Origin of the sequence: Gilliamella sp. W8126 (assembly GCF_016102185.1) — a bacterium.
In the GTDB taxonomy this organism is placed as follows: Bacteria; Pseudomonadota; Gammaproteobacteria; order Enterobacterales; family Orbaceae; genus Gilliamella; species Gilliamella apis_A.
Genome location: NZ_JACFPE010000002.1, coordinates 205448 through 227068 on the forward strand (window position 1 = coordinate 205448; position 21621 = coordinate 227068).

20 protein-coding genes are annotated in these 21621 nt (G+C 34.1%); 12 read left to right on the top strand and 8 right to left on the bottom strand.

Features of this window, described 5'->3' with window-relative positions:
- Positions 1-4 precede the first annotated feature (4 nt).
- The 11 genes from mraY (at position 5) to yfbR (ending at position 12154) form a co-directional block, all read left to right on the top strand.
- Positions 5-1087, top strand: coding sequence for a phospho-N-acetylmuramoyl-pentapeptide-transferase (gene mraY / locus H3S74_RS04970; RefSeq protein ID WP_065578128.1), 1083 nt, complete (start codon positions 5-7; stop codon positions 1085-1087).
- 24 nt (positions 1088-1111) lie between these two features.
- Positions 1112-2446, top strand: coding sequence for a UDP-N-acetylmuramoyl-L-alanine--D-glutamate ligase (murD, locus tag H3S74_RS04975; protein ID WP_198247385.1), 1335 nt, complete (start codon positions 1112-1114; stop codon positions 2444-2446).
- Complete coding sequence (gene ftsW, locus H3S74_RS04980) at positions 2443-3594, top strand: cell division protein FtsW (RefSeq protein WP_198247386.1); 1152 nt, start codon at positions 2443-2445, stop codon at positions 3592-3594. The genes murD and ftsW overlap by 4 nt, the downstream gene beginning before the upstream one ends.
- Positions 3594-4646: an undecaprenyldiphospho-muramoylpentapeptide beta-N-acetylglucosaminyltransferase gene (gene murG / locus H3S74_RS04985; protein WP_198247387.1), complete on the top strand. Its 1053-nt coding sequence runs from the start codon at positions 3594-3596 to the stop codon at positions 4644-4646. The genes ftsW and murG overlap by 1 nt, the downstream gene beginning before the upstream one ends.
- 142 nt (positions 4647-4788) lie before the next feature.
- Positions 4789-6237, top strand: coding sequence for a UDP-N-acetylmuramate--L-alanine ligase (murC, locus tag H3S74_RS04990; RefSeq protein ID WP_110447191.1), 1449 nt, complete (start codon positions 4789-4791; stop codon positions 6235-6237).
- Between the two features lie 2 nt (positions 6238-6239).
- Positions 6240-7148, top strand: coding sequence for a D-alanine--D-alanine ligase (locus H3S74_RS04995; RefSeq protein WP_110447192.1), 909 nt, complete (start codon positions 6240-6242; stop codon positions 7146-7148).
- A gap of 14 nt (positions 7149-7162) precedes the next feature.
- Positions 7163-7996: an FtsQ-type POTRA domain-containing protein gene (locus H3S74_RS05000; RefSeq protein ID WP_110447193.1), complete on the top strand. Its 834-nt coding sequence runs from the start codon at positions 7163-7165 to the stop codon at positions 7994-7996.
- A 21-nt stretch (positions 7997-8017) separates the two neighbouring features.
- Positions 8018-9271 (top strand): cell division protein FtsA, encoded by a 1254-nt coding sequence (gene ftsA, locus H3S74_RS05005; RefSeq protein ID WP_198247388.1) that lies wholly within the window; start codon positions 8018-8020, stop codon positions 9269-9271.
- Between the two features lie 80 nt (positions 9272-9351).
- The gene (gene ftsZ / locus H3S74_RS05010) at positions 9352-10500 is read left to right on the top strand and encodes a cell division protein FtsZ (RefSeq protein ID WP_110447195.1); all 1149 of its coding nucleotides are present in this window, start codon (positions 9352-9354) and stop codon (positions 10498-10500) included.
- A 65-nt stretch (positions 10501-10565) separates the two neighbouring features.
- Positions 10566-11480: a UDP-3-O-acyl-N-acetylglucosamine deacetylase gene (gene lpxC / locus H3S74_RS05015; protein ID WP_110448021.1), complete on the top strand. Its 915-nt coding sequence runs from the start codon at positions 10566-10568 to the stop codon at positions 11478-11480.
- An 80-nt stretch (positions 11481-11560) separates the two neighbouring features.
- Positions 11561-12154, top strand: coding sequence for a 5'-deoxynucleotidase (gene yfbR / locus H3S74_RS05020; protein ID WP_110447196.1), 594 nt, complete (start codon positions 11561-11563; stop codon positions 12152-12154).
- Positions 12155-12218: 64 nt separating this feature from the next.
- Here yfbR and H3S74_RS05025 read toward each other — a convergent pair whose 3' ends face one another.
- The 6 genes from H3S74_RS05025 to H3S74_RS05050 all read right to left on the bottom strand — a co-directional run bounded on the left by H3S74_RS05025 (position 12219) and on the right by H3S74_RS05050 (position 19363).
- The gene (locus H3S74_RS05025; RefSeq protein ID WP_198247389.1) at positions 12219-12890 is read right to left on the bottom strand and encodes a response regulator; all 672 of its coding nucleotides are present in this window, start codon (positions 12888-12890) and stop codon (positions 12219-12221) included.
- Positions 12891-12894: 4 nt separating this feature from the next.
- On the bottom strand, positions 12895-14517 hold the full coding sequence (gene dcuS / locus H3S74_RS05030) for a DcuS/MalK family sensor histidine kinase (protein ID WP_110447198.1): 1623 nt from the start codon (positions 14515-14517) through the stop codon (positions 12895-12897).
- Positions 14518-14628: 111 nt separating this feature from the next.
- Positions 14629-15786, bottom strand: coding sequence for an NADP-dependent malic enzyme (locus H3S74_RS05035; protein ID WP_110447199.1), 1158 nt, complete (start codon positions 15784-15786; stop codon positions 14629-14631).
- A gap of 120 nt (positions 15787-15906) precedes the next feature.
- Positions 15907-17202, bottom strand: a complete 1296-nt coding sequence (locus tag H3S74_RS05040; protein WP_110447200.1) for a 2-hydroxycarboxylate transporter family protein — start codon at positions 17200-17202, stop codon at positions 15907-15909.
- A 681-nt stretch (positions 17203-17883) separates the two neighbouring features.
- On the bottom strand, positions 17884-18468 hold the full coding sequence (locus H3S74_RS05045) for a hypothetical protein (RefSeq protein ID WP_198247390.1): 585 nt from the start codon (positions 18466-18468) through the stop codon (positions 17884-17886).
- Positions 18469-18658: 190 nt separating this feature from the next.
- The gene (locus H3S74_RS05050) at positions 18659-19363 is read right to left on the bottom strand and encodes a lipopolysaccharide core heptose(II) kinase RfaY (RefSeq protein WP_198247391.1); all 705 of its coding nucleotides are present in this window, start codon (positions 19361-19363) and stop codon (positions 18659-18661) included.
- Between the two features lie 267 nt (positions 19364-19630).
- On the opposite strand from H3S74_RS05050, the gene H3S74_RS05055 reads away from it, so the two are divergent.
- Positions 19631-19936, top strand: a complete 306-nt coding sequence (locus H3S74_RS05055; protein ID WP_198247392.1) for a GIY-YIG nuclease family protein — start codon at positions 19631-19633, stop codon at positions 19934-19936.
- A gap of 13 nt (positions 19937-19949) precedes the next feature.
- Here the strand turns inward: H3S74_RS05055 and H3S74_RS05060 are convergent, their stop codons facing one another.
- Both H3S74_RS05060 and yihA read right to left on the bottom strand, forming a co-directional pair.
- On the bottom strand, positions 19950-20936 hold the full coding sequence (locus H3S74_RS05060; RefSeq protein WP_198247393.1) for a serine/threonine protein kinase: 987 nt from the start codon (positions 20934-20936) through the stop codon (positions 19950-19952).
- 9 nt (positions 20937-20945) lie between these two features.
- On the bottom strand, positions 20946-21548 hold the full coding sequence (gene yihA, locus H3S74_RS05065) for a ribosome biogenesis GTP-binding protein YihA/YsxC (RefSeq protein ID WP_086358306.1): 603 nt from the start codon (positions 21546-21548) through the stop codon (positions 20946-20948).
- Positions 21549-21621 lie beyond the last annotated feature (73 nt).

Below are 21621 nucleotides of genomic sequence, written 5' to 3' on the forward strand. Positions count from 1 at the left end.
AATTATGTTGGTGTGGATATCAGAATATTTAGTTAAATATTTTACTTTCTTTAATGTTATTTCTTATCTTACGGTAAGGGCTATTTTAGCGCTATTAACTTCATTGACCATTTCGCTAATTATGGGGCAAAAAGTCATTGATTGGTTACAAAAATTGCAGATTGGTCAAGTTATCCGTAATGATGGTCCGGAATCTCATTTAAGTAAAAAAGGAACACCAACAATGGGGGGAACGCTTATATTGGCCTCCATTTCAATTTCCGTATTTTTATGGGCTGATCTGCGAAATCCTTATGTTTGGGTAACATTATTTGTATTACTTGGTTATGGTATTGTTGGTTTTGCAGATGATTATTTAAAAGTTATACGCAAAAATACTGCGGGGCTAATTGCTCGATGGAAATATTTTTGGCAGTCAGTTATTGCATTAATTGTTGCTTTTGGTCTTTATGCTTATGGAAAAGATAGTTCTGTTACAGTTCTAGTTGTTCCATTCTTTAAAGATGTGATGCCACAATTAGGATTGTGGTTTATTTTACTAACTTATGTCGTCATAGTTGGCGCTGGTAATGCAGTAAATTTGACCGATGGTCTCGATGGATTGGCAATTATGCCAACAGTTTTTGTTGCTGCTGGTTTTGCACTTGTTTCTTGGGCAACTGGTAATGTTAATTTTGCTGCCTATTTACATATTCCATATATTAAATTTAGTGGTGAATTAATGATTGTTTGTACTGCAATTATTGGTGCTGGCCTTGGTTTTTTATGGTTTAACACTTATCCGGCAATGGTCTTTATGGGCGATGTCGGTTCATTAGCTTTAGGTGGTGTGTTTGGCATTATTTCTGTTTTACTTAGACAAGAGTTCTTATTGTTAGTTATGGGAGGTATTTTTGTTATTGAAACCTTATCTGTAATTTTACAAGTAGGATCCTTTAAATTAAGAGGGAAACGAATTTTTCGAATGGCACCAATTCATCATCACTATGAATTAAAAGGTTGGCCTGAACCAAGAGTTATTGTTCGGTTTTGGATTATTTCACTGATGTTAGTGGTAATTGGGTTATTAACTTTGAAATTACGCTAAAGAATATTAGAGCAGGATTAAATCATGGTTGATTATCAAGGTAAAAAAGTTGTTATTATCGGATTAGGTATTACAGGATTATCCTGCGTTGACTATTTTCTTGCTCAAAATGTTATACCAAAAGTAATTGATACTCGTACCTCTCCTTCTGGATTAGAACAACTAGATGAGCGTGTTAGGTATCATTTAGGTAATTTAAATACTGATTGGTTGTTTGAAGCTGACTTGATTATTGCCAGTCCTGGTATTGCTTTATCTACACCTGAATTACAAAAAGCAGCAGAACTCGGTATTGAGATTATTGGCGATGTTGAACTTTTTTGCCGTGAAGTCAATCAACAAAAAAATAAAAAAGTTATTGCTATTACCGGGGCAAATGGTAAAACGACTGTCACAACTTTGGTTGGTGATATTGTAAAAGCCGCGGGTATAAAAGTTGGTGTGGGTGGCAATATTGGTGAACCCGCTTTATCATTATTGCAACAAAACTGTGATGTTTATGTTCTCGAACTATCAAGTTTTCAATTAGAAACAACATCAAGTTTACAAGCTTCTGTGGCAACGATTTTGAATATTTCTGAAGACCATATGGATCGTTATCCACTAGGATTGATGCAATATACTGAAGCGAAACAACGAATTTATCATAATGCAAAATGTTGTGTTATTAACTATGATGATAAATTGACTAAACCGTCTGGTAAACAACACCATTGTGTCTCATTTGGATTAAATAGTGGAGACTATCATTTAGATGAGAATTATGAACATTTAATTGCAAAAAATCAGCCTGTTTTATCAACTAAATCAATGAAACTAATCGGCTGTCATAATTATCTGAATGCATTAGCAGCCTTAGCTATTGCTGATACTTTACAGATCCCACGTGATTCAAGCTTACAAACAATTTCTAATTTTCAAGGTTTACCACATCGTTTTGAATTAGTCTTTGATAGCAATAATGTCAAATGGATTAATGATTCTAAAGCCACTAATGTAGGTAGTACCGAAGCGGCATTGCAAAGTGTTATATGTAATGGAAAACTATTTTTATTGTTAGGTGGCGATGGTAAATCAGCAGACTTTACCCCTTTGATTCCTTATTTAAAAAGTAGGAATATCGAAATTTTCTGTTTTGGCCGAGATCGAGATTTGCTAGCAAATTTAGCTCCTGAAATCACAACTGTTACGCTAACTATGTCCGAAGCCATGCAGTGTATAGCTAAAAAAATAGTCGCAAATGATGTTGTATTACTCTCACCGGCTTGTGCAAGTTTAGACCAATTTAAAAATTATATTGAGCGTGGAAATCTATTTGCACAACTTGCCAAACAGTACGGTTCAAGGAGTGATGAATGACATTATTTTGGATAAAAAAACAAGTGAATCCAAATATTCCATTTGATAACCAATTACTTTGGACTGTAATTGGTTTAATGGTATTTGGTTTAATTATGGTGACATCTTCATCAATGGCGTTTAATGAGAGTGATCCATTCTTCTATACGCAACGAGAGTTGATTCAAATTGGAATGTCGCTCTTTTTAATGTGTATAACGTTATATATTCCGATGCAACGTTGGCAACAATTTGGATCAGTTTTATTAATTCTTTCAATTGTTATGTTGATAGTTGTTTTAGGGATTGGCTCTTCAATTAACGGTGCGTCTCGTTGGATCCCATTAGGTGTTTTTAATTTTCAGCCAGCTGAACTTTCTAAATTATCGTTATTTTTATTTTTAGCTGGTTATTTAGCCCGTAAGTCAGAAGAAGTCCAAAGCGGCTTTTGGGGCTTTTTTAAACCTATGGTTGTTATGGCGGTTTTGTCAATTTTGTTACTCAAACAACCTGATTTAGGTACTGTAATTGTATTATTCATGGTAACAATAGGCATCTTGTTTATTGCTGGCGCTCAATTATGGCAATTTATTGCGATTTTACTAACTGGAGTTGGTGCTGTAGTTTGCCTTATTTTATATGAGTCTTATCGTTTAACACGTTTAATGACATTCCTTGATCCGTGGCAAGATGCAACTGGTGCTGGTTATCAGCTAGTTGCATCGTTAATGGCAATTGGTAATGGTGGTATTACTGGACAAGGCATTGGTAATTCTATTTTTAAATTACGTTATTTACCTGAATGTCATACCGATTTTATTTTCTCAATTATTTCAGAAGAGTATGGGTATATTGGTGTTGCTGCATTATTGTTATTACTCTTCTTTTTAACCTTTAAAGCATTAGCAATTGGCTATCGAGCTTTGAATGAAGGTTCCCAATTTTCAGGCTATTTGGCTTGTGAAATTGGTATTTGGTTTGGATTTCAAACTTTTGTTAATATTGGTGTCACCTCCGGTATGTTACCGACAAAAGGTTTAACCTTACCATTTATTAGTTATGGAGGCTCAAGCCTTATTGTGATGAGTATTGCGGTTGCAATATTACTGAGAATAGATTTTGAGTTTAGGCAACAACAAACTCAAGCAAGAATAAGGTCGATAAAATAATGAAAAAATTATTAGTCATGGCAGGTGGAACAGGTGGCCATGTATTTCCAGGTATTGCCGTTGCTCATTATTTAATGAAGCAAGGTTGGCAAGTAAGGTGGCTAGGTACTGCTGATCGTATGGAAGCACATTTAGTGCCAGAAAATGGTATTGATATTGATTTTATTCAAATATCAGGCTTGCGAGGAAAAGGTAAAATGGCCTTATTAAAGGCGCCTTACAAAATATTAAAAGCGGTTTTGCAAGCAAGAAAGATCTTAAAAAATTATCGTCCGGATGTCGTTTTAGGTATGGGAGGATATGTTTCCGGACCGGGAGGAATTGCGGCTAAATCTCTAGGCATTCCGGTTGTATTACATGAACAAAATGGTATAGCAGGTTTAACTAACAAATCCTTAGCTAAAATTGCGACCAGAGTTTTACAAGCTTTTCCAACAGCATTTCCTAATGCAGAAGTTGTTGGAAATCCTGTTCGTAGTGATTTATTAACAATTGAAGAACCACGCGAAAGATTTAAAGATCGACAAGGCCTAATTAGAGTTTTGATTATGGGCGGAAGTCAAGGAGCTAAGGTCATCAATGATGTTGTACCTCAAGTAATTACAAGATTATCTGATAAGTATGTTGTTTGGCATCAAACAGGAAAAGGTATGTTAGATGAAGTACTTAAATCATATCAGCATTGTGATATGACAAATAATCGTGTGACAGAATTTATAACAGATGTAAAAGAAGCTTATGATTGGGCTGATATCGTAATTTGCCGTAGTGGAGCATTAACTGTAAGTGAGATTGAAGTTGTTGGTATTGGAGCTATTTTTGTACCATTTATGCATAAAGATCGCCAACAATTTTGGAATGCGAAATCTTTAGCAGATATTGGTGCGGCAAAGATAATTGAACAACCAGATTTCAATGTTGATTCTCTATTTACGTTACTTGAACATTTGAGTCGCGAAGATTTAGTTGAAATGGCTATTAAAGCAAAAAGTTTATCAATTATAAATTCGACGGAAAGAGTAGCCGAAACGCTTATTTCGGTGGTAAAATAGTGAATTTTATATATAATTTTAAGTAATTGTCTTGTTGATGTGTTTAATATTTAATCTTAATTTGTTTGATAAATGATTGTCCAATAAATTTTTAAATACCAAATACTAAACAAGAAGTAACTAACTAGTTAGGGGTTTAAGTGTGAATACTAAGGAATTAGCTGAATTAAGAGCAATCATTCCAGAAATGAAACGAGTCAAACATATCCATTTTGTTGGTATTGGTGGCGCGGGCATGGGCGGTATTGCTGAAGTTCTTGCTAATGAAGGATATCAAATTAGCGGTTCAGATATTGCTGAAAATCCTGTAACTCAGCATTTAGAAACATTAGGCGCTAAAATTGTCATTGGTCATGCTGCTGAAAATGTCCTGAGTGCTAGTGTTGTGGTTATCTCTTCGGCGATTTCTCAGGATAATATAGAAGTTATTGCAGCTAGAGAGGCTCGGATACCAGTGATTCAAAGAGCTGAAATGTTAGCTGAGTTAATGCGTTTTCGATATGGTATTGCTATCGCTGGTACCCATGGTAAAACAACCACTACAGCAATGGTTACTTCTATATATGCAGAAGCTAAACTTGATCCAACTTTTGTTAATGGTGGATTAGTAAAAGCGGCAGGAACACATGCTAGACTAGGTAGTAGCCGTTATTTTATTGCTGAAGCGGATGAAAGTGATGCTTCATTTCTACATTTACAGCCTATGGTCTCTATAGTTACTAATGTCGAACCTGACCATATGGATACCTATCAAGGAAGTGTAGAAAATCTTAAGCAAACCTTTATCTCTTTTTTACGCAATCTTCCTTTTTATGGTTTAGCCGTAATGTGTTATGACGATCCGATTAATCGCGAGTTATTACCAGTGGTTGGTCGTAAAATTATCACCTATGGATTTAGCGAAGAAGCCGATGTTGTAATTAAAAATTATCGCCAAGAAAGAGGTGTTAGCTATTATACCGTTTGCCGTCCAGATAGAGATGATTTACACATTGAATTGAATGCTCCAGGCAAACATAATGCTTTAAATTCTGCGGCAGCGATTATTGCGGCAACAGAGGATGGAATTGATGATGATTCAATTGTACGTGCGCTGGCTAAATTTGCCGGTACTAGTCGACGTTTTGATCTATTAGGTATTTTTCCTTACGGAAATGATAAAGATATAATGATGGTTGATGATTATGGACATCACCCTAGCGAAGTTAATGCTACAATTCAAGCGGCTAGAAATGGCTGGCCAGATCGGCGTTTAGTTATGTTGTTTCAACCGCACAGATATACACGAACTAGGGATCTATTTGATGATTTTGCCCAAGTACTTTCTCAAGTTGATGCATTAGTGATGTTAGATGTTTATTCTGCCGGAGAACAACCTATTGCTGGTGCTGATAGTCGTTCACTTTGTCGTTCAATTCGTAATCGAGGGAAAGTGGATCCAATTTATGTTTCAGATTTAGATCTTGTACCGGAAATTATGAAAGAAATATTACAAGGTGGAGATTTGTTATTAACACAAGGCGCAGGTAGTGTTGGTCGGATTGCCCGTCAATTAGCTGGCAGCCAATTATTTTCAAAAGGGGTTTTATAATAATGGTTGATAAAGTTGCTGTATTGTATGGAGGAACCTCTGCTGAACGTGAAGTATCACTAAAATCAGGACAAGCTGTTCTAGCAGGATTAAAAGCAAATGGTATTGATGCTCATCTTGTTGATACAAAAGAGTATTGTATAACTAATTTAAAACAAGATGGTTTTTCAAAAGCATTTGTTATTTTGCATGGACGAGGTGGTGAAGATGGTATTACCCAAGCTATTTTAACTTATCAAAATATTCCTTATACCGGAAGTGATGTTTTATCCTCAGCATTAACTATGGATAAGTTAAAAACCAAACTAGTGTGGAAATCACTTGGTTTACCTGTTGCTGATTATGTAATGGTTGATAAATCACAATCAATTGATGTTGATAATATAATTAAACAACTTGGCTTACCATTGTTTGTTAAACCTAGCCATGAAGGTTCAAGTGTCGGTATGTCAAGAGTTAATCAAGCAGATGAATTAAAAGCAGCTGTTGATATTGCCTTTAAATATGATAATACTGTAATGATCGAATCATTTTTAGCTGGTCCAGAGTTTACTGTAGCTATTGTTGGTGATGATGTTTTACCTGCAATTTACATTAAACCCGCTACCAATTTTTATGATTATGATGCAAAGTATTTGTCAGATAAAACCCAATATTTTTGTCCAAGTGGATTAAGTGATGCTAAAGAACAAGAAATTCGTAAATTGGCATTAGACGCTTATAAAGCCGTAGGATGTAGAGGTTGGGGACGAGTCGATATTATGTTTGATGAAAATGAAAAGCCATATTTGCTTGAGGTAAATACTGCTCCAGGCATGACAGATCATAGCTTGGTTCCAATGGCGGCAAAAGAATATGGCTGGTCATTCAGTGATTTGGTTAACCGTATTTTACAATTAGCAACCATTTAATTGGCTTTATTTTTATGAAAAAAGTCCGACAAGCAGCGCATAAACATCAAAACCAGAGTAGAAGAAAGTTGCTTGTTTTTCGCAATACAGAACAAATGCTAGGCTTTTTGTTCTTACTTGTAATAGTTGTTATTTGTGGATGGGCTGTCAATTGTATTAAAGATTGGATGGAAGATCCTGATCAGATGGTATTATCACAATTGACCTTAAGTGGTGATTATACTTATACGACAGAAGATGATCTTAGACAAGCAATTCTGGGATTAGGTTTACCAAATACTTATATTGGCCAAGATGTTGATGATATTCAGCAAGAAATTATGCGATATCCTTGGGTAAAACAAGCAAGTGTTCGTAAACAGTGGCCCGACAGGTTGATTGTATACATTGAAGAATATAAACCTGCGTTTTACTGGAATGATTTATATTTACTTGATAAAAATGGTAGTACTTTTAGTGTGCCATTGGATCGTTTGAAAGATTTATCATTGCCGAGACTTTATAGTCCTGAAGGTAAAGCCAAGTCAATGTTAGAAACTTATTTTAGATTAGAGGATATCTCTAAAAAATGGGCTAATAATAAATCTACTTTGACAATTCAGGCGGCAATATCGGATGAACGTAATGCATGGCAATTAATGGTAAAGCAATGTAAAGTTGATTTATGTTCTGAAAATGAGGAAATAAAATTGATATTAGGTAGTGAAAAAATAGAACAACGTTATCAACAATTTATCAAATTATTTCCAGAAATTCAGTCAAGAATACCCGATGGTGAAAAAATAACGGCTGCTGATTTACGTTATGAAAATGGTATTTCAGTGCAACGAGAAAAAATCTCTCAATAAGGAATAAACAAAGGCTGAAGTATGAAAGCAACAGAGAAAAAATTGGTTGTTGGACTTGAAGTTGGCACCTCGAAAGTTCTTGCCCTCGTTGGTGAAGTTCTTCCTGATGGTATTGTCAACATTATTGGTGTTGGACATTGTCCATCAAAAGGCGTTGATAAAGGTGGTGTGAACGATCTTGAATCAGTGGTTAAATCAATCCAACGAGCCGTTGATCAAGCTGAATTAATGGCTGATTGCCAAATATCTTCTGTTTATTTAAGTCTGTCAGGTAAACATATCCGTTGTCAGAATGAAATTGGAATGGTGCCGATTGCAGATGAAGAAGTGACAGCAGAAGATGTTGAAAATGTTGTTCATACCGCTAAATCTGTGCGTATTTTAGATGAACACAGAATTTTACATGTTATTGCCCAAGAGTACTCTATTGATTTACAAGAAGGTATTAAAAACCCAATTGGATTATCTGGTGTAAGAATGAAAGCGAAAGTTCATTTGGTCACCTGCCATAATGATATGGCAAGAAATATAGTTAAAGCAGTAGAACGTTGTGGATTAAAAGTTGATCAGCTTATTTTCTCTGGTTTAGCATCGAGTTATGCCGTATTAACTGATGATGAAAAAGAGTTAGGTGTTTGCGTCATAGATATAGGTGGCGGAACAATGGATGTCTCAGTTTATACTGGTGGAGCATTACGTCATTCTGTAGTTATTCCTTATGCTGGTAATGTTGTTACCAGTGATATTGCTTACGCATTTGGTGCACCACCAATGGATGCAGAAAATATTAAAATTCGTTATGGATGTGCTGTTGGTTCACTAGTAGGTAAAGATGAAGTTATTGATGTTCCAAGTGTGGGTGGACGTCCGTCTCGTTCATTACAGCGACAAACATTAGCTGATGTCATTGAGCCTCGTTATTCAGAGCTTTTATCACTAGTCCAAAAAGAGCTATCAGTATTACAAGACGAGCTTAAAAGACAGAATGTTAAATATCAATTGGCAGCAGGAATTGTGTTAACAGGCGGTGCTGCTCAAATTAAAGGTATGGTTGAATGTGCTGAAAAAGTTTTTCAAAATCAAGTGCGTATTGGCCAACCTTTAAATATTTCAGGATTAACTGATTATGTACAAAAACCATATTGTTCAACAACTGTAGGGTTATTGCATTATGGTAAACAAAGTTTATTACATGATGATGCTAAAGACAGCAATAAATCATCATTAAAAGGGATAGCTAAACGTTTGACCGGTTGGTTCAAAAAAGAATTTTAGCTAATATATTTAATAACTTCGTAGACATTGTAGCTGGTTATCTGTACAATGTTCTTAGATCGTAAATTTGGAGATAAGTTATGTTTGAGCCTATGGTTGCGGATGATGAGCCAGCAGCTGTCATTAAAGTTATTGGTGTCGGTGGCGGCGGCGGTAATGCTGTTGAGCATATGATTGCTGAACATATTGAAGGCGTTGAGTTTTTTGCAGCAAATACTGATGCACAAGCATTAAAAAGAATAAAAGTTGGTCAAACTATCCAAATCGGAAATAATGTTACCAAAGGACTTGGTGCTGGCGCTAATCCAGAAGTTGGCAGAAACTCAGCAGAAGAGGATCGTGATGTTATTCGTAGTGCGATTGAAGGTGCCGATATGGTCTTCATTGCAGCCGGTATGGGTGGCGGAACGGGTACTGGTGCTGCACCAGTTGTTGCTGAAATTGCTAAAGAATTAGGTATTTTAACTGTTGCTGTAGTTACAAAACCTTTTGGATTTGAAGGTAAAAAACGCATGGCTTTTGCTGAGCAAGGTATTGCTGAGTTAGCTAAACATGTTGATTCTCTTATTACAATTCCAAATGATAAATTATTAAAAGTTTTAGGTCGTGGCGTTAAATTATTAGATGCATTTGCAGCAGCAAATGGCGTATTAAAAGGCGCAGTGCAAGGTATCGCCGAACTAATTACTAAACCTGGTCACATCAACGTTGACTTTGCTGACGTTAGAACTGTCATGTCAGAGATGGGCTATGCGATGATGGGTTCTGGTCGTGCAACTGGTGATAATCGAGCTGAAGAAGCAGCTGAAATGGCTATTTCAAGTCCTTTACTTGAAGATATTGATTTATCAGGTGCTCGTGGTGTATTAGTTAATGTTACCGCAGGCCTTGACCTTGGTCTTGAAGAGTTCGAAACAGTAGGTAGCACCGTAAGAGCATTTGCTTCTGATAATGCTACTGTTGTTGTGGGTACAACTTTTGACCCAGATATGTCAGATGAGATTAGAGTGACTGTGGTTGCTACAGGTATTGGAATGGATAAACGTCCAGAAGTTAAAATAACTAAACCAGCTGCTCATCACGGCTCATTGTTTGGTCAAACTAGTCATTTGCCTTTACAACAAGAAGAAGCATCAATATCTAAGGTTGTAAACGAACCTGATGTATCTCCTATTGAGGAGCGTAAAATTTTAGATATTCCTGCATTTATTCGTAAGCAGGCTAATTAGTATTGAACTTATTTGATTTATTATTGTCTAATGCAATAGTAACAAATAAAAAAAGTAGGTGCGAAGTGAAACAAAGAACATTAAAAAAGACAATTCAAGCAACTGGTGTCGGTTTACATACTGGTAAAAAAGTTACTTTGACATTACGTCCTGCACCGGAAAATACAGGTGTTATTTATCGTCGTACAGATTTAAATCCGTATGTTGATTTCCCTGTGGATGCAAAATCAGTGCGAGATACAATGCTTTGTACCTGTTTGGTTAATGAAGATAATGTTCGTATTTCAACTGTCGAACATATTAATTCAGCATTAGCTGGACTTGGTATCGATAATATTATTATTGAAGTAAATGCTCCGGAAATTCCAATTATGGATGGTAGTGCAAGTCCGTTTATCTATTTATTACTAGATGCTGGAATTGCTGAACAAAATGCATTGAAAAAGTTCTTACGAGTAAAAGAAACTGTTCGTGTTGAAAATGGTGATAAATGGGCCGAAGTGCGACCATATAGTGGTTTCCGTTTAGATTTTACTATTGATTTTCGTCATCCGGCTATTGATAGTAGTTCGCAACGTTACCAACTGGACTTTTCTTCTGAATCTTTTATTCGCCAAATTAGTCGTGCAAGAACTTTTGGCTTTATGCGAGATATCGAAGCTTTACAATCTAAAGGCTTATGTTTAGGTGGTAGTTTAGATTGTGCGATTGTTGTTGACGATTATAAAGTTCTTAATGATGACGGTCTCCGTTTCGAAGACGAATTTGTACGTCATAAAATGCTAGATACCATTGGTGACTTATATATGAGTGGCCACAATATGATTGGTGAAGTTGTTTGCTATAAATCAGGTCATGCATTGAATAACCAACTATTGCAAGCTTTATTGGCGAAACAAGATGCATGGGAATATGTCACATTTACTGAAGAGCAAAGTGTTCCTGTTGCTTTAGGTACTAAACAACTTGTTCTAGCATAAATCATTAAACGAGAATAATCGCTTTATTAACGCTTCCGAATTGGAGGCGTTTTTTATTTTTATAATTATGAGATATTAACATGAATAATAGCCATTTCTTTGCTCATTTATCACGTTTGAAATTAATTAATCGCTGGCCTTTAATGCGTAATGTGAGAACAGAAAATGTATCTGAGCATAGCCTACAAGTTGCTTTTGTTGCACATGCATTAGCAATCATTAAGAATAAAAGATTTAATGGCAATGTTAATCCTGAGCGAATCGCATTATTAGCGATGTACCATGATGCATCAGAAGTATTGACGGGTGACTTACCGACACCAACTAAATATTATAATCCGCAAATCACATCTGAATATAAAAAAATTGAAAAAATAGCTCAAAATAAACTCATTAATATGTTGCCTAAAGAGTTGCAAGATGATTTTAGATCATTAATTGATGATGATTATTATAATGAGTCTGAAAAGAATATCGTAAAACAAGCAGATGCTTTGTGTGCATACCTTAAAACCATCGAAGAACTTAGCGCTGGCAATAATGAATTCAAGTTAGCTGAGCAACGTCTGAAAAAAACATTATCTGAACGCAATAGTCCTGAAATGGATTACTTTTTAGATATATTTGTACCAAGTTTTAGTTTATCTTTAGATGAAATCACTATGGATAAATAGCTTTATCTATTTTTTAATAACTAATTTATTAAATAGTAAGATAAAAAATTAAGGTATATCTTATTTATTTTTGATAAATATAACGCTTTACTGGACGACCAATTGGTAAGTAAGTCAAATGACTTTCTATCTCTCCCAGTTCTTCTAAGTAATCAAGATATTTCTTAACAGATATTCTAGATAGTGAAATTAATTCAACAATATCACTCATTGAAAAATCTTTCTTATAATTAGCGATCACCTCTCGTACTGATTGTAATGTTTGTGAATCGATACCTTTAGGTAACCTAGTTGAAGAATTAACGTGTTTGGTAAAAATCCGATCATCTAATTGATCTTGATTTAGTATTTCTGATGATGATAACAATCGAACTCGTTCTTGATAGGAGATTAAGGCTGTGCGAAATCTTTGAAAAGTAAAAGGTTTAACTATGTAATCAATGACTCCTAAACGTAATGCTGTCTGAATGTCGTTGGTATTACATGCTGCTGTTACCATTATGATATCTATTTTGGGATAACTAATGCGAATGTATTTTAATAATTCAAGACCATTTAATTTTGGCATAAATACATCAAGCAGTAACAGGTCAATGTGGTTATCATGAATAAAATGTAGTGCTTGTTCTCCATTACTAACAACAGATGCCAAATTGAAACCAGGTAACATTTGTAAATATTTTTTATTTAATTGAGCCACCATTGGATCATCTTCAACGATTAAAACTTCTACCATTTGCTTATTTATTCCTATATATCTCTTTTAGTGGTAATAGTACCTTAAAACAAGTCCCTTTTTTATTATTAAGATCACATAATTGTATATGCCCATCTAATTCATCAATACTAGCCAATACTAAATAGAGTCCAAAGCCACGGTTATCACCTTTAGTCGAATAGCCTTTTTGAAAAATATATTGAATATCTTTTTCTGAAATACCTTCTCCGTTGTCATTAATTTCTATTTCAAAATTAGAGTTATCTATGACCAAACTTACTTTTATTTGTTTATCATCTAAAAACTGTACAGCATCCAACCCATTATCAATTAAATTACCAAGTATTGTGACTAAACTATGAATTACAGAAGTGTCTGTTATGGGGGCTAAAACACCATCAATATTGAACTCTAACGTAACATTTAATTCCCGTGCTCGACTAAACTTACTATTTAAAAAACCGGCAATAATGGGATCTTTTATATATTGACTAACAAGTTGAGATTCAGCCTGTTGATTGCCAATAATTTGTTCAAGGTAATCCATTAATTCTTGTTTATTATCATTGAAAGCTAAACCATAAATAACATGTAATTTATTATTGAATTCATGTGATTGTGAACGTAAGGCGTCAGCATATCGATTTACCCCTGTTAAATTCTCCGCCAATTTACGAACCTCTGTCATATCTCTAAATGAGGCAATGGCTCCGACTAAAGCATCATTAACAAATAAAGGTGTTCGATTGGTGAGTATTACCACTCCATTGATATTTTGTTCACAATCATATTCAGCATTACCACTCATCATCACTTCATGTAGACGAGTATTAGGAATGAAATTGTTAATAGGTAAGCCAATAATATTTTCTTTATCATCATCTATACGCAAAATTCTAATCGCTTCATCATTAATTTGGGTTATTAAACCGTTGCGATTGATAACGACAATCCCTTCTTTTACTGTTCTAATAATTGCATTTCGTTCTGCAAATAACTGAGCCATTTGAATTGGTTCAAGACCATACAGGATCTTCTTGATATTATGGGATAACAAGTAGGCTAAAATAATAGCGATAGTTAACGAGGCAAATAAGGATAACCAAATCGGTTGGCTTGTTCTCGATGCTAAATGATTAATTTTCTGCAACGTCTGACCAACTAAAACGGCACCTATTTGTTGATGTTTTTCATTCATGATCGGTTTAAATGCTCGAACAGAATCCCCTAACGTACCCTTTGCGATTGAAGTATAAGACTCACCATTTAACGCTCGTTGTTCATCTCCTCCTACTATAGTTTGGCCTATTTTATTTTTATCTGGATGTGAGTATCTAACACCTTGCATATTGAATATAACAATAAAATCGGTTTGAGTGAGAGTCCTAGCTTGCTCTGTGGTTGCCTGAATGGTGGTGATATTTTGTAAAGTAGGATTTTGTATTTCATCAATGATAGTCTGAGAAGTTGAGATAATACTGGCAATATTTTCTACACGTTGTCGAGAATTAATAAGATATTCGTTATTGACTACATGAATAATATAAATGTTTTGTGCAATAACTGAGAGTATAAAAACCAAACAAATTAAGCTTATTAGCTTAACTTTCAATGGTAATTTGTTAAATAGGTATCTCATTATCATTTAATATATAAAAAATAAACGTCTAACTATATTAACTGATTAACAGGCAAAACCTACTAATAAATTTATTAGTAGGTTTTTTAGTTAATCTAATTTATTTTCAAGTTATCATTACAGTTTTGCTGCATTTTTGACGCTCTCAGCAACAACTTTCGCTACATTGGGTTCGAAAGCATTAGGTAATATGCAATCTACTGAAAGTTTTTCTGGTGTAATGATATTAGCTAATCCTTTGGCTGCGGCTAGTTGCATGGCTAATGTAATATTTTTTGCTCTAGCATCTAAGGCTCCTCTAAATATGCCAGGGAACGCTAACACATTATTGATTTGATTTGGGTAATCACTACGCCCAGTTCCAACAATATAAGCACCTGCAGCTTTGGCCTCATCAGGGAATATTTCTGGTGTAGGGTTTGCCATAGCAAAAATAATCGATTTTTCGGCCATTGTTTTAACCCATTCAGGTTTCAGTACTCCCGGCGCAGATACACCAATGAATACATCAGCACCTTTAACTGCATCTTCTAATGTACCTTTTTGTTTAGTTTTATTGGTTCTTTTCGCCATAGCTAAATGATGAGGCGGTAACGAAGTATCATCTTCAGATAATATGCCAATTTTATCAACAATTTTAAGATCGGAGACTCCAGCAGCTAATAACATATCGGCGATCGCTAAACCAGCTGCTCCTCCGCCATTAATCACAACTTTAGCTGATTCTATCGATTTGCCAGCAACTTTTAAGGCATTATATAGTGCTGCTAATACCACAATTGCTGTGCCATGTTGATCATCATGGAAAACAGGTATATCCAATATTTCTTGTAATCTTTTTTCAATTTCAAAACATCTTGGTGCACTAATATCTTCTAGATTTATTCCACCAAATGAAGGAGCCAATGCAGCAATATGTTTAACTAACTCATCTGGATCTTGTGTATTAATTGATAGTGGTATTGCATCAACATTAGCAAATTGTTTGAATAAAATTGCTTTTCCTTCCATTACTGGAATAGCTGCTTCTGGTCCAATATTTCCTAAACCTAATACAGCAGAACCATCTGTAATAACAGCTACTAAATTACGTTTACTCGTATATTCGTAAACTGATTCAGGATTTTTAGCTATTTCAGTACACACTGCGGCAACCCCAGGTGTATAAGCAACACTAAGATCTGCCATTGAATTAACAGGCACTTTAGAATGAGTTTCAAATTTACCATGCATTTGCTTACTGATTGCTAATGCTTTTTCTTGTACTGTTGTCATAATATTTACCTTTTTAAATATATTAAATCTATGTTAGATATTTTGTAAGATTAAATTAACGTAATAATTTGTCTAAAATTTTTTATAAATTAAATAATTAACTCTATATTTTATATGAATTTACATATGTAAATAACGCATTAGTGCTGTAGTACATATCACCATTAAAGCTCCTCCTAATCTGGTTGCGACCTGAGCAAAAGGCATTAAGTTCATTCTATTTGCTGTGGAAAGTATGGCGACATCACCAGTCCCGCCCATACCACTTTGGCAAGATGAAATAATAGATGCTTCAACAGGATACATTTTTAAGAAGAAGCTGCAGACAAATCCTGTCATTGAAACAGTAAAAACAATAGCGATAATGGTAATGAAATACGGGATAGTTAATACATTAACTACACTGGCTAAATCGATATAAAGTAGACCTAATCCAGCCATTAATGGGAAAGTGAAATTGCCCGAAATAAATTTGTACCATTGTTGGCTACCGCGTTCTACACTTTCTGGTAATAAACGGAAGTATTTAACTACTGCAGTAGCAATAATCATTAAAACAGGACCAGGGAAATGAATCATTTTTTCTAAAATCATTCCAAAAATGAATAAAGTGGCTAAAATCATTACTGCACCACTCATTGAACGAGCATCAAGTGGCGTTTTATCATCTTTTAATGCTTCAGCTAATCCATCAAATTCAATTTTTACCAATTGACCATGACCACTTAAATGAGGTTTAACTTCACCAATTCTGCTCATAATGGCTGTAAAGGTAATTGCAAAAAAGTTACCAACTACTGTAGCTGGAATTAATGCACTAACAAAACTATCATAATCTTGATTTAGGATATTGCTATAAGCATTAGAAAGTTGTAAAACACCTTCACCAATTCCTCCAGCCATTACTGGTGAAACGGTATAGAAAAAGGCGTGTTCCCAAGTATCACCAAAAGCTACAGCGACAGCTACACCAACTAGTGCTGCTAAACACATTCCTAGTAACATTGGGATCATCATGCGAATAAAGCCTTGAACTAAAATGACTCTATGCATACCAAGAATACTACCACATACTAAACTGGCGATATAGAAGAGCAGAAAGTTAGATTCTTTCATTAACATTTTTGTCGCCGATAGGGTATTTTCATCAAATACACCATAGTAAACTAATAATGAAGGAACAATTAATGACAGAATAGCAGGAGCGCCAAACTTTTTGAAAAATGGAATATTTTGTCCGACAGTTCCCAAAAACCAACCTAAAGGTAATATCACGGCAAAACCACCAATTAATGTTTTTGGTAGCATGTCCAGTTGGGCGGCAATAATAACTATAATGGAACAAACTAAAAATATAGGAAGGGGGAGTGAACCTATATACATCTTATTTTCTTTTATATCTTGAAGTATGCTCATAACTAAACCTCTTTATGTTTTTATAGTACATAAGCAGTATAGTTAGGTAGATATAAATCAGAAGAATAAGAAAGTTATCTAACTAATTTTGTAATTAATGTAAGTATGTTACTAATATAATTATTGATTTATAAAGATATTTATATTTAAACCATTTTTAAAATACTAAAATTAGTAATGACTAATTTATTAGGATGCTCTTATATTCATTAAGCTAATGAAATCAACCAATCCTTAATTTTTGCCCTTTTTAGGTATATCAAAACTTGTTCCTTAATTTTTTATAGATTAATTATTAAGCTATTTGGGCTTTATTTGCTTTACAGCAAATGAATATCTAATTTAGAATTCATGGAAAAATAATGGGGAAGTGTAGTTGTAGTCCATTTGATGTAATTAAAAGAGAAATATTACTCTCTGCTAGGCCTAGTATTTAATAAATCGCTTTTTATCATTTTACAATTTAATGAATAGATATCTCGAATAAGTCTGCTTTATCATTTATAACTTGACTAATTTCCCAAAAGTAATTTTTCAAAAATTACTTCAATAATCATATCCATTTTTACATTAATAATTTATTGAACTTTTTGATAATATTTAAAAAATCAACAAAATTTTGTATTAATTTTATATTTCCTAACCCCTTTCCTCAAAAATTTTTTAAGGAAGGAGTGAGGATTAGCGTAATAAGCAAGCTTGAATTTTATCGACTTCTTTATTAAGTGCATCAATAACTAAATCTGGATGTGATCTTTCAAGCGTTTTTACATTTTGAAATCCATCATTAGCGATCGATCCGGTATATTGTTGAGCTTGTTTGATGTTACTAAATAAATAATGAATATTTTTAGCATTACGAGTAGTTGTTAAGGTATAACTGATAAAGTATTTAGATTGTGATTGATAATCGGTAATCGCATTGGCAACAATATTATTACCTTCAACTAATTTGATGGTATCACCACCATTGATGGTAATGGCTTGTTGCGTAGGCATATTATAGTATGGCCACCATGCTGACCCCAAATAGTTGTCGCTATTTAAAACCACAGGGCTGTTATCAAGTTCTTGGGCAATACAAACTGATAATGAAGAATGAAGAATAGTAATAGGACGAGAAATACTATATTTATTTATTATATCAACACCGTCAGCATTTTGGGCAATTTCTACTCCTTGAGCTTGATAGATTGATTGCATCTTTTGAGAAGCACAGCCAGTTAGTAACATTACTAAAACAGTAAAACCAATTAACTTTCTCATATCTCATCCTAGCTTGATTAACTTGTTTAATTCTAGCTGGTTATACAAGGATTTACTAGTATTTAAAAGATGAAAATATAAATATTTTTTAGTATTAAAAATTAGTCAGTAATTTGTTTTATATAAAATTAAAATAATAATAATTTTGGCGAGAAATTGAGAGAAATTAGTTTTTCTCTCAATTTTATTATTAGTCTTTTTTACCACGAATTTTTCGCGATAATCGTTTAAAACCATGAGTGAATTTTTTTATTGCCATTGCCATAACTGGTACTTTAATTTTAATACCAAAACGTTCACGCAATTCAATAGCATCATTAGCTTTGGTAAGCCAAATAAAACCAGAGTTAGTTAAATCGATCGCTTTAATTGTTCCTTCTGGCGTTAAAATAAAATTTCCTCCATGAATGTCATTGGAAACTAAATTATAACTATGTAATTTCTCAATGCAGTTTTTTATTTGTTCACCATAAGTTGCCATTTCTTCCCATTTTAATGATCGGCCTTCAATAAAATTAAAAATCATATAATGGCGTTTAGTCACTTTATCAAATGCGACTAGATAAAGTTCATAAGCAATATCACATTTGTCCAATGATATTTTTGCTAGCTTATGAATTAAATTGAAATAAAAGTCACCAGTGAGTTTGGCTATAATACGGCGCTCTAAACGATGTTCGACACCACCATCAATTTTAAAAATGAATTTAGTTTTCTCATGATTGATCAAATAAGTATATCGCTCAATTCTATCACTTGGATCGAGTAATTCATGATGGCTTTCTTCAGCCAAAAATTGGTCAAAAAGGTCTAAATAATTTATTTCATCATTTTGCACATAGGCAAACTTTATATTGCCACGTTCAATTTCAATAATTTTTGCAAAGTTATTCAAATTTTGTAATCCTAAGCGAGATAAAAAACTAAGCTATCTTAAACATTATCCCACTTAAAGTAAATCAATCACTGACAGTTATTAATACATACATCAACGTTAAATAGGCAGAATATTAAATAGTTTTAAAGATTTTCAACTAAATTAATACAAGCAAATTTTAGTAAAGTGAGTAACCTAGTTGGTTCATAGAAAAAATAGATTTAACTATTTATAAAAATTAACTTAATGATATGATCTGTTTATTATGAACAGTGACTATTTTTTATGCAAACCAAAGCTGCTGTGTGGTTTTTATATATCATAAGAACCGCAAAACAATCTTTATATACTGGTATTACTACTGATGTTCCTCGGAGATTACATCAACATCAAATGGGGAAAGGGGCAAAACATCTAAAAGGGCACAAGGATCTTGCTATCGTCTATCAACTAAGTGTTGGCGATAGATCAACTGCGTTGAAAGTAGAATATCGTATTAAACAGTTAACCAAAATTCAAAAAGAAAAGCTAGTTTCTATCTCTCCAAGCCTCAATGAATTATTTATTTTTCTAAATATGAAAACTATTTAATATTATTGGTTGTTTACATAATTGATAATAACTGTAATGGCGGAGCTTTAATTGCTTCAATTTGTTGGTTAAATTGTTTTAATTGTTGTTGCCAAAAATCAACATCGGTTAACCAAGGAAAAGCACGAGGAAACGCTGGATCTTGCCAGCGTTCGATAATCCATGCCAAATGATGGACTATTCGCATCGCCCGTAACGGTTCAATTAATATTAATTGATCATGATTAAATGGGAAAAATTCTTCATAAAGTTCAATAAAACTTGATAATTGAATTCTCTGCTGTTGTTGATCACCATTGAGTAGCATCCAGATATCTTGTATTGCAGGGCCATTTCTAGCATCATCAAAATCAACAATAATAGCTTTATCATGCCATAAAATATTTCCCGGATGACAATCGGCATGTAATCGAATTGGTTGCCAATCGTTATGCCAATATTGTTCAACAGTTTTAATTAAATTGCGGAGGATGATTTTAAGATCTGTTTGGATTTTATTCGGGACGATTGCGTTAGATAACAAAATTTCTTGAGGTTGATAAAGATATTCTTGCAAACCTATGGTTGGACGGTGTTCAAAAGGTTGTTTTGCGCCAATTTGATGAATTCGACCGAGCATAGTTGCGACGGAATCAAATTGCTCTAAATTATCGATTTCATATTGTTGTGCGCCAACGCTTGGAAATAAAGTAAAAAGATAACCTTGATATTCATGCACGGTATTATTATTAATTGTTGTTGGTGCAATGGCTGGAATATCGGCTTGGACTAATTGCTGAGTAAATTGATGTTCTTCAATAATTTGTAATTTATCCCAGCGATGAGGACGATAATATTTAACGACATAACGAGTGCTATTTTCATCAGAAAATTGATATACACGATTTTCATAGCTATTTAAAGCCGTAAGGCCTGAATCAACGTAGATACCTATGACGGCTAAGCTATCAAGAATCAGCTCCGGCGTTAATGTTTGGAAAGAAAATGCACTGTTATTCATAATGTTCCATTATTGTTGGCTAAACCATTCATCTAGTTTTTGCTTTAAAGCTTCTAAACCAACACGTTTTGGCGATGAGAAAGGAGCAACAGTAATATCACCTTGAAAAGGTAAAATGGCTTCTTTGACCATATTAACTTGTTTTTTTTGTGCACCAGAAGCCAGTTTATCGGCTTTAGTTAATAATAACATTACAGGAATATTTACTGATACAGCCCATTCAATCATTTGTTGGTCCAAATCCTTTAATGGGTGTCTAATATCCATTAAGACAACTAAACCTTTTAAACTTTCTCGTTTTTGCAAATACTCACCGAGTGATTTTTGCCACTTGCGTTTAATCGCTTCAGGAACTTGCGCATAACCATAACCAGGTAAATCTACTAAGCGACAGTTTTCTTCAACTTCGAAAAGGTTGATTAGTTGTGTTCGTCCCGGAGTTTTACTGGTCCTTGCTAGGGCTTTTTGATTGGTTAATGTATTGAGTGCACTTGATTTACCCGCATTGGAACGTCCGGCAAATGCAATTTCAACGCCAGTATCAATTGGTAAATGTGTAATGTCAGGGGCACTTAAGATAAAATGCGTTTTAGCATAATTTAATGGTCGAATGTCAGTCATAAACAATATCCTTTAAGTGCATTAACGGCACTTAATCACTTAAAATGCCGTTACTGTATAGAAA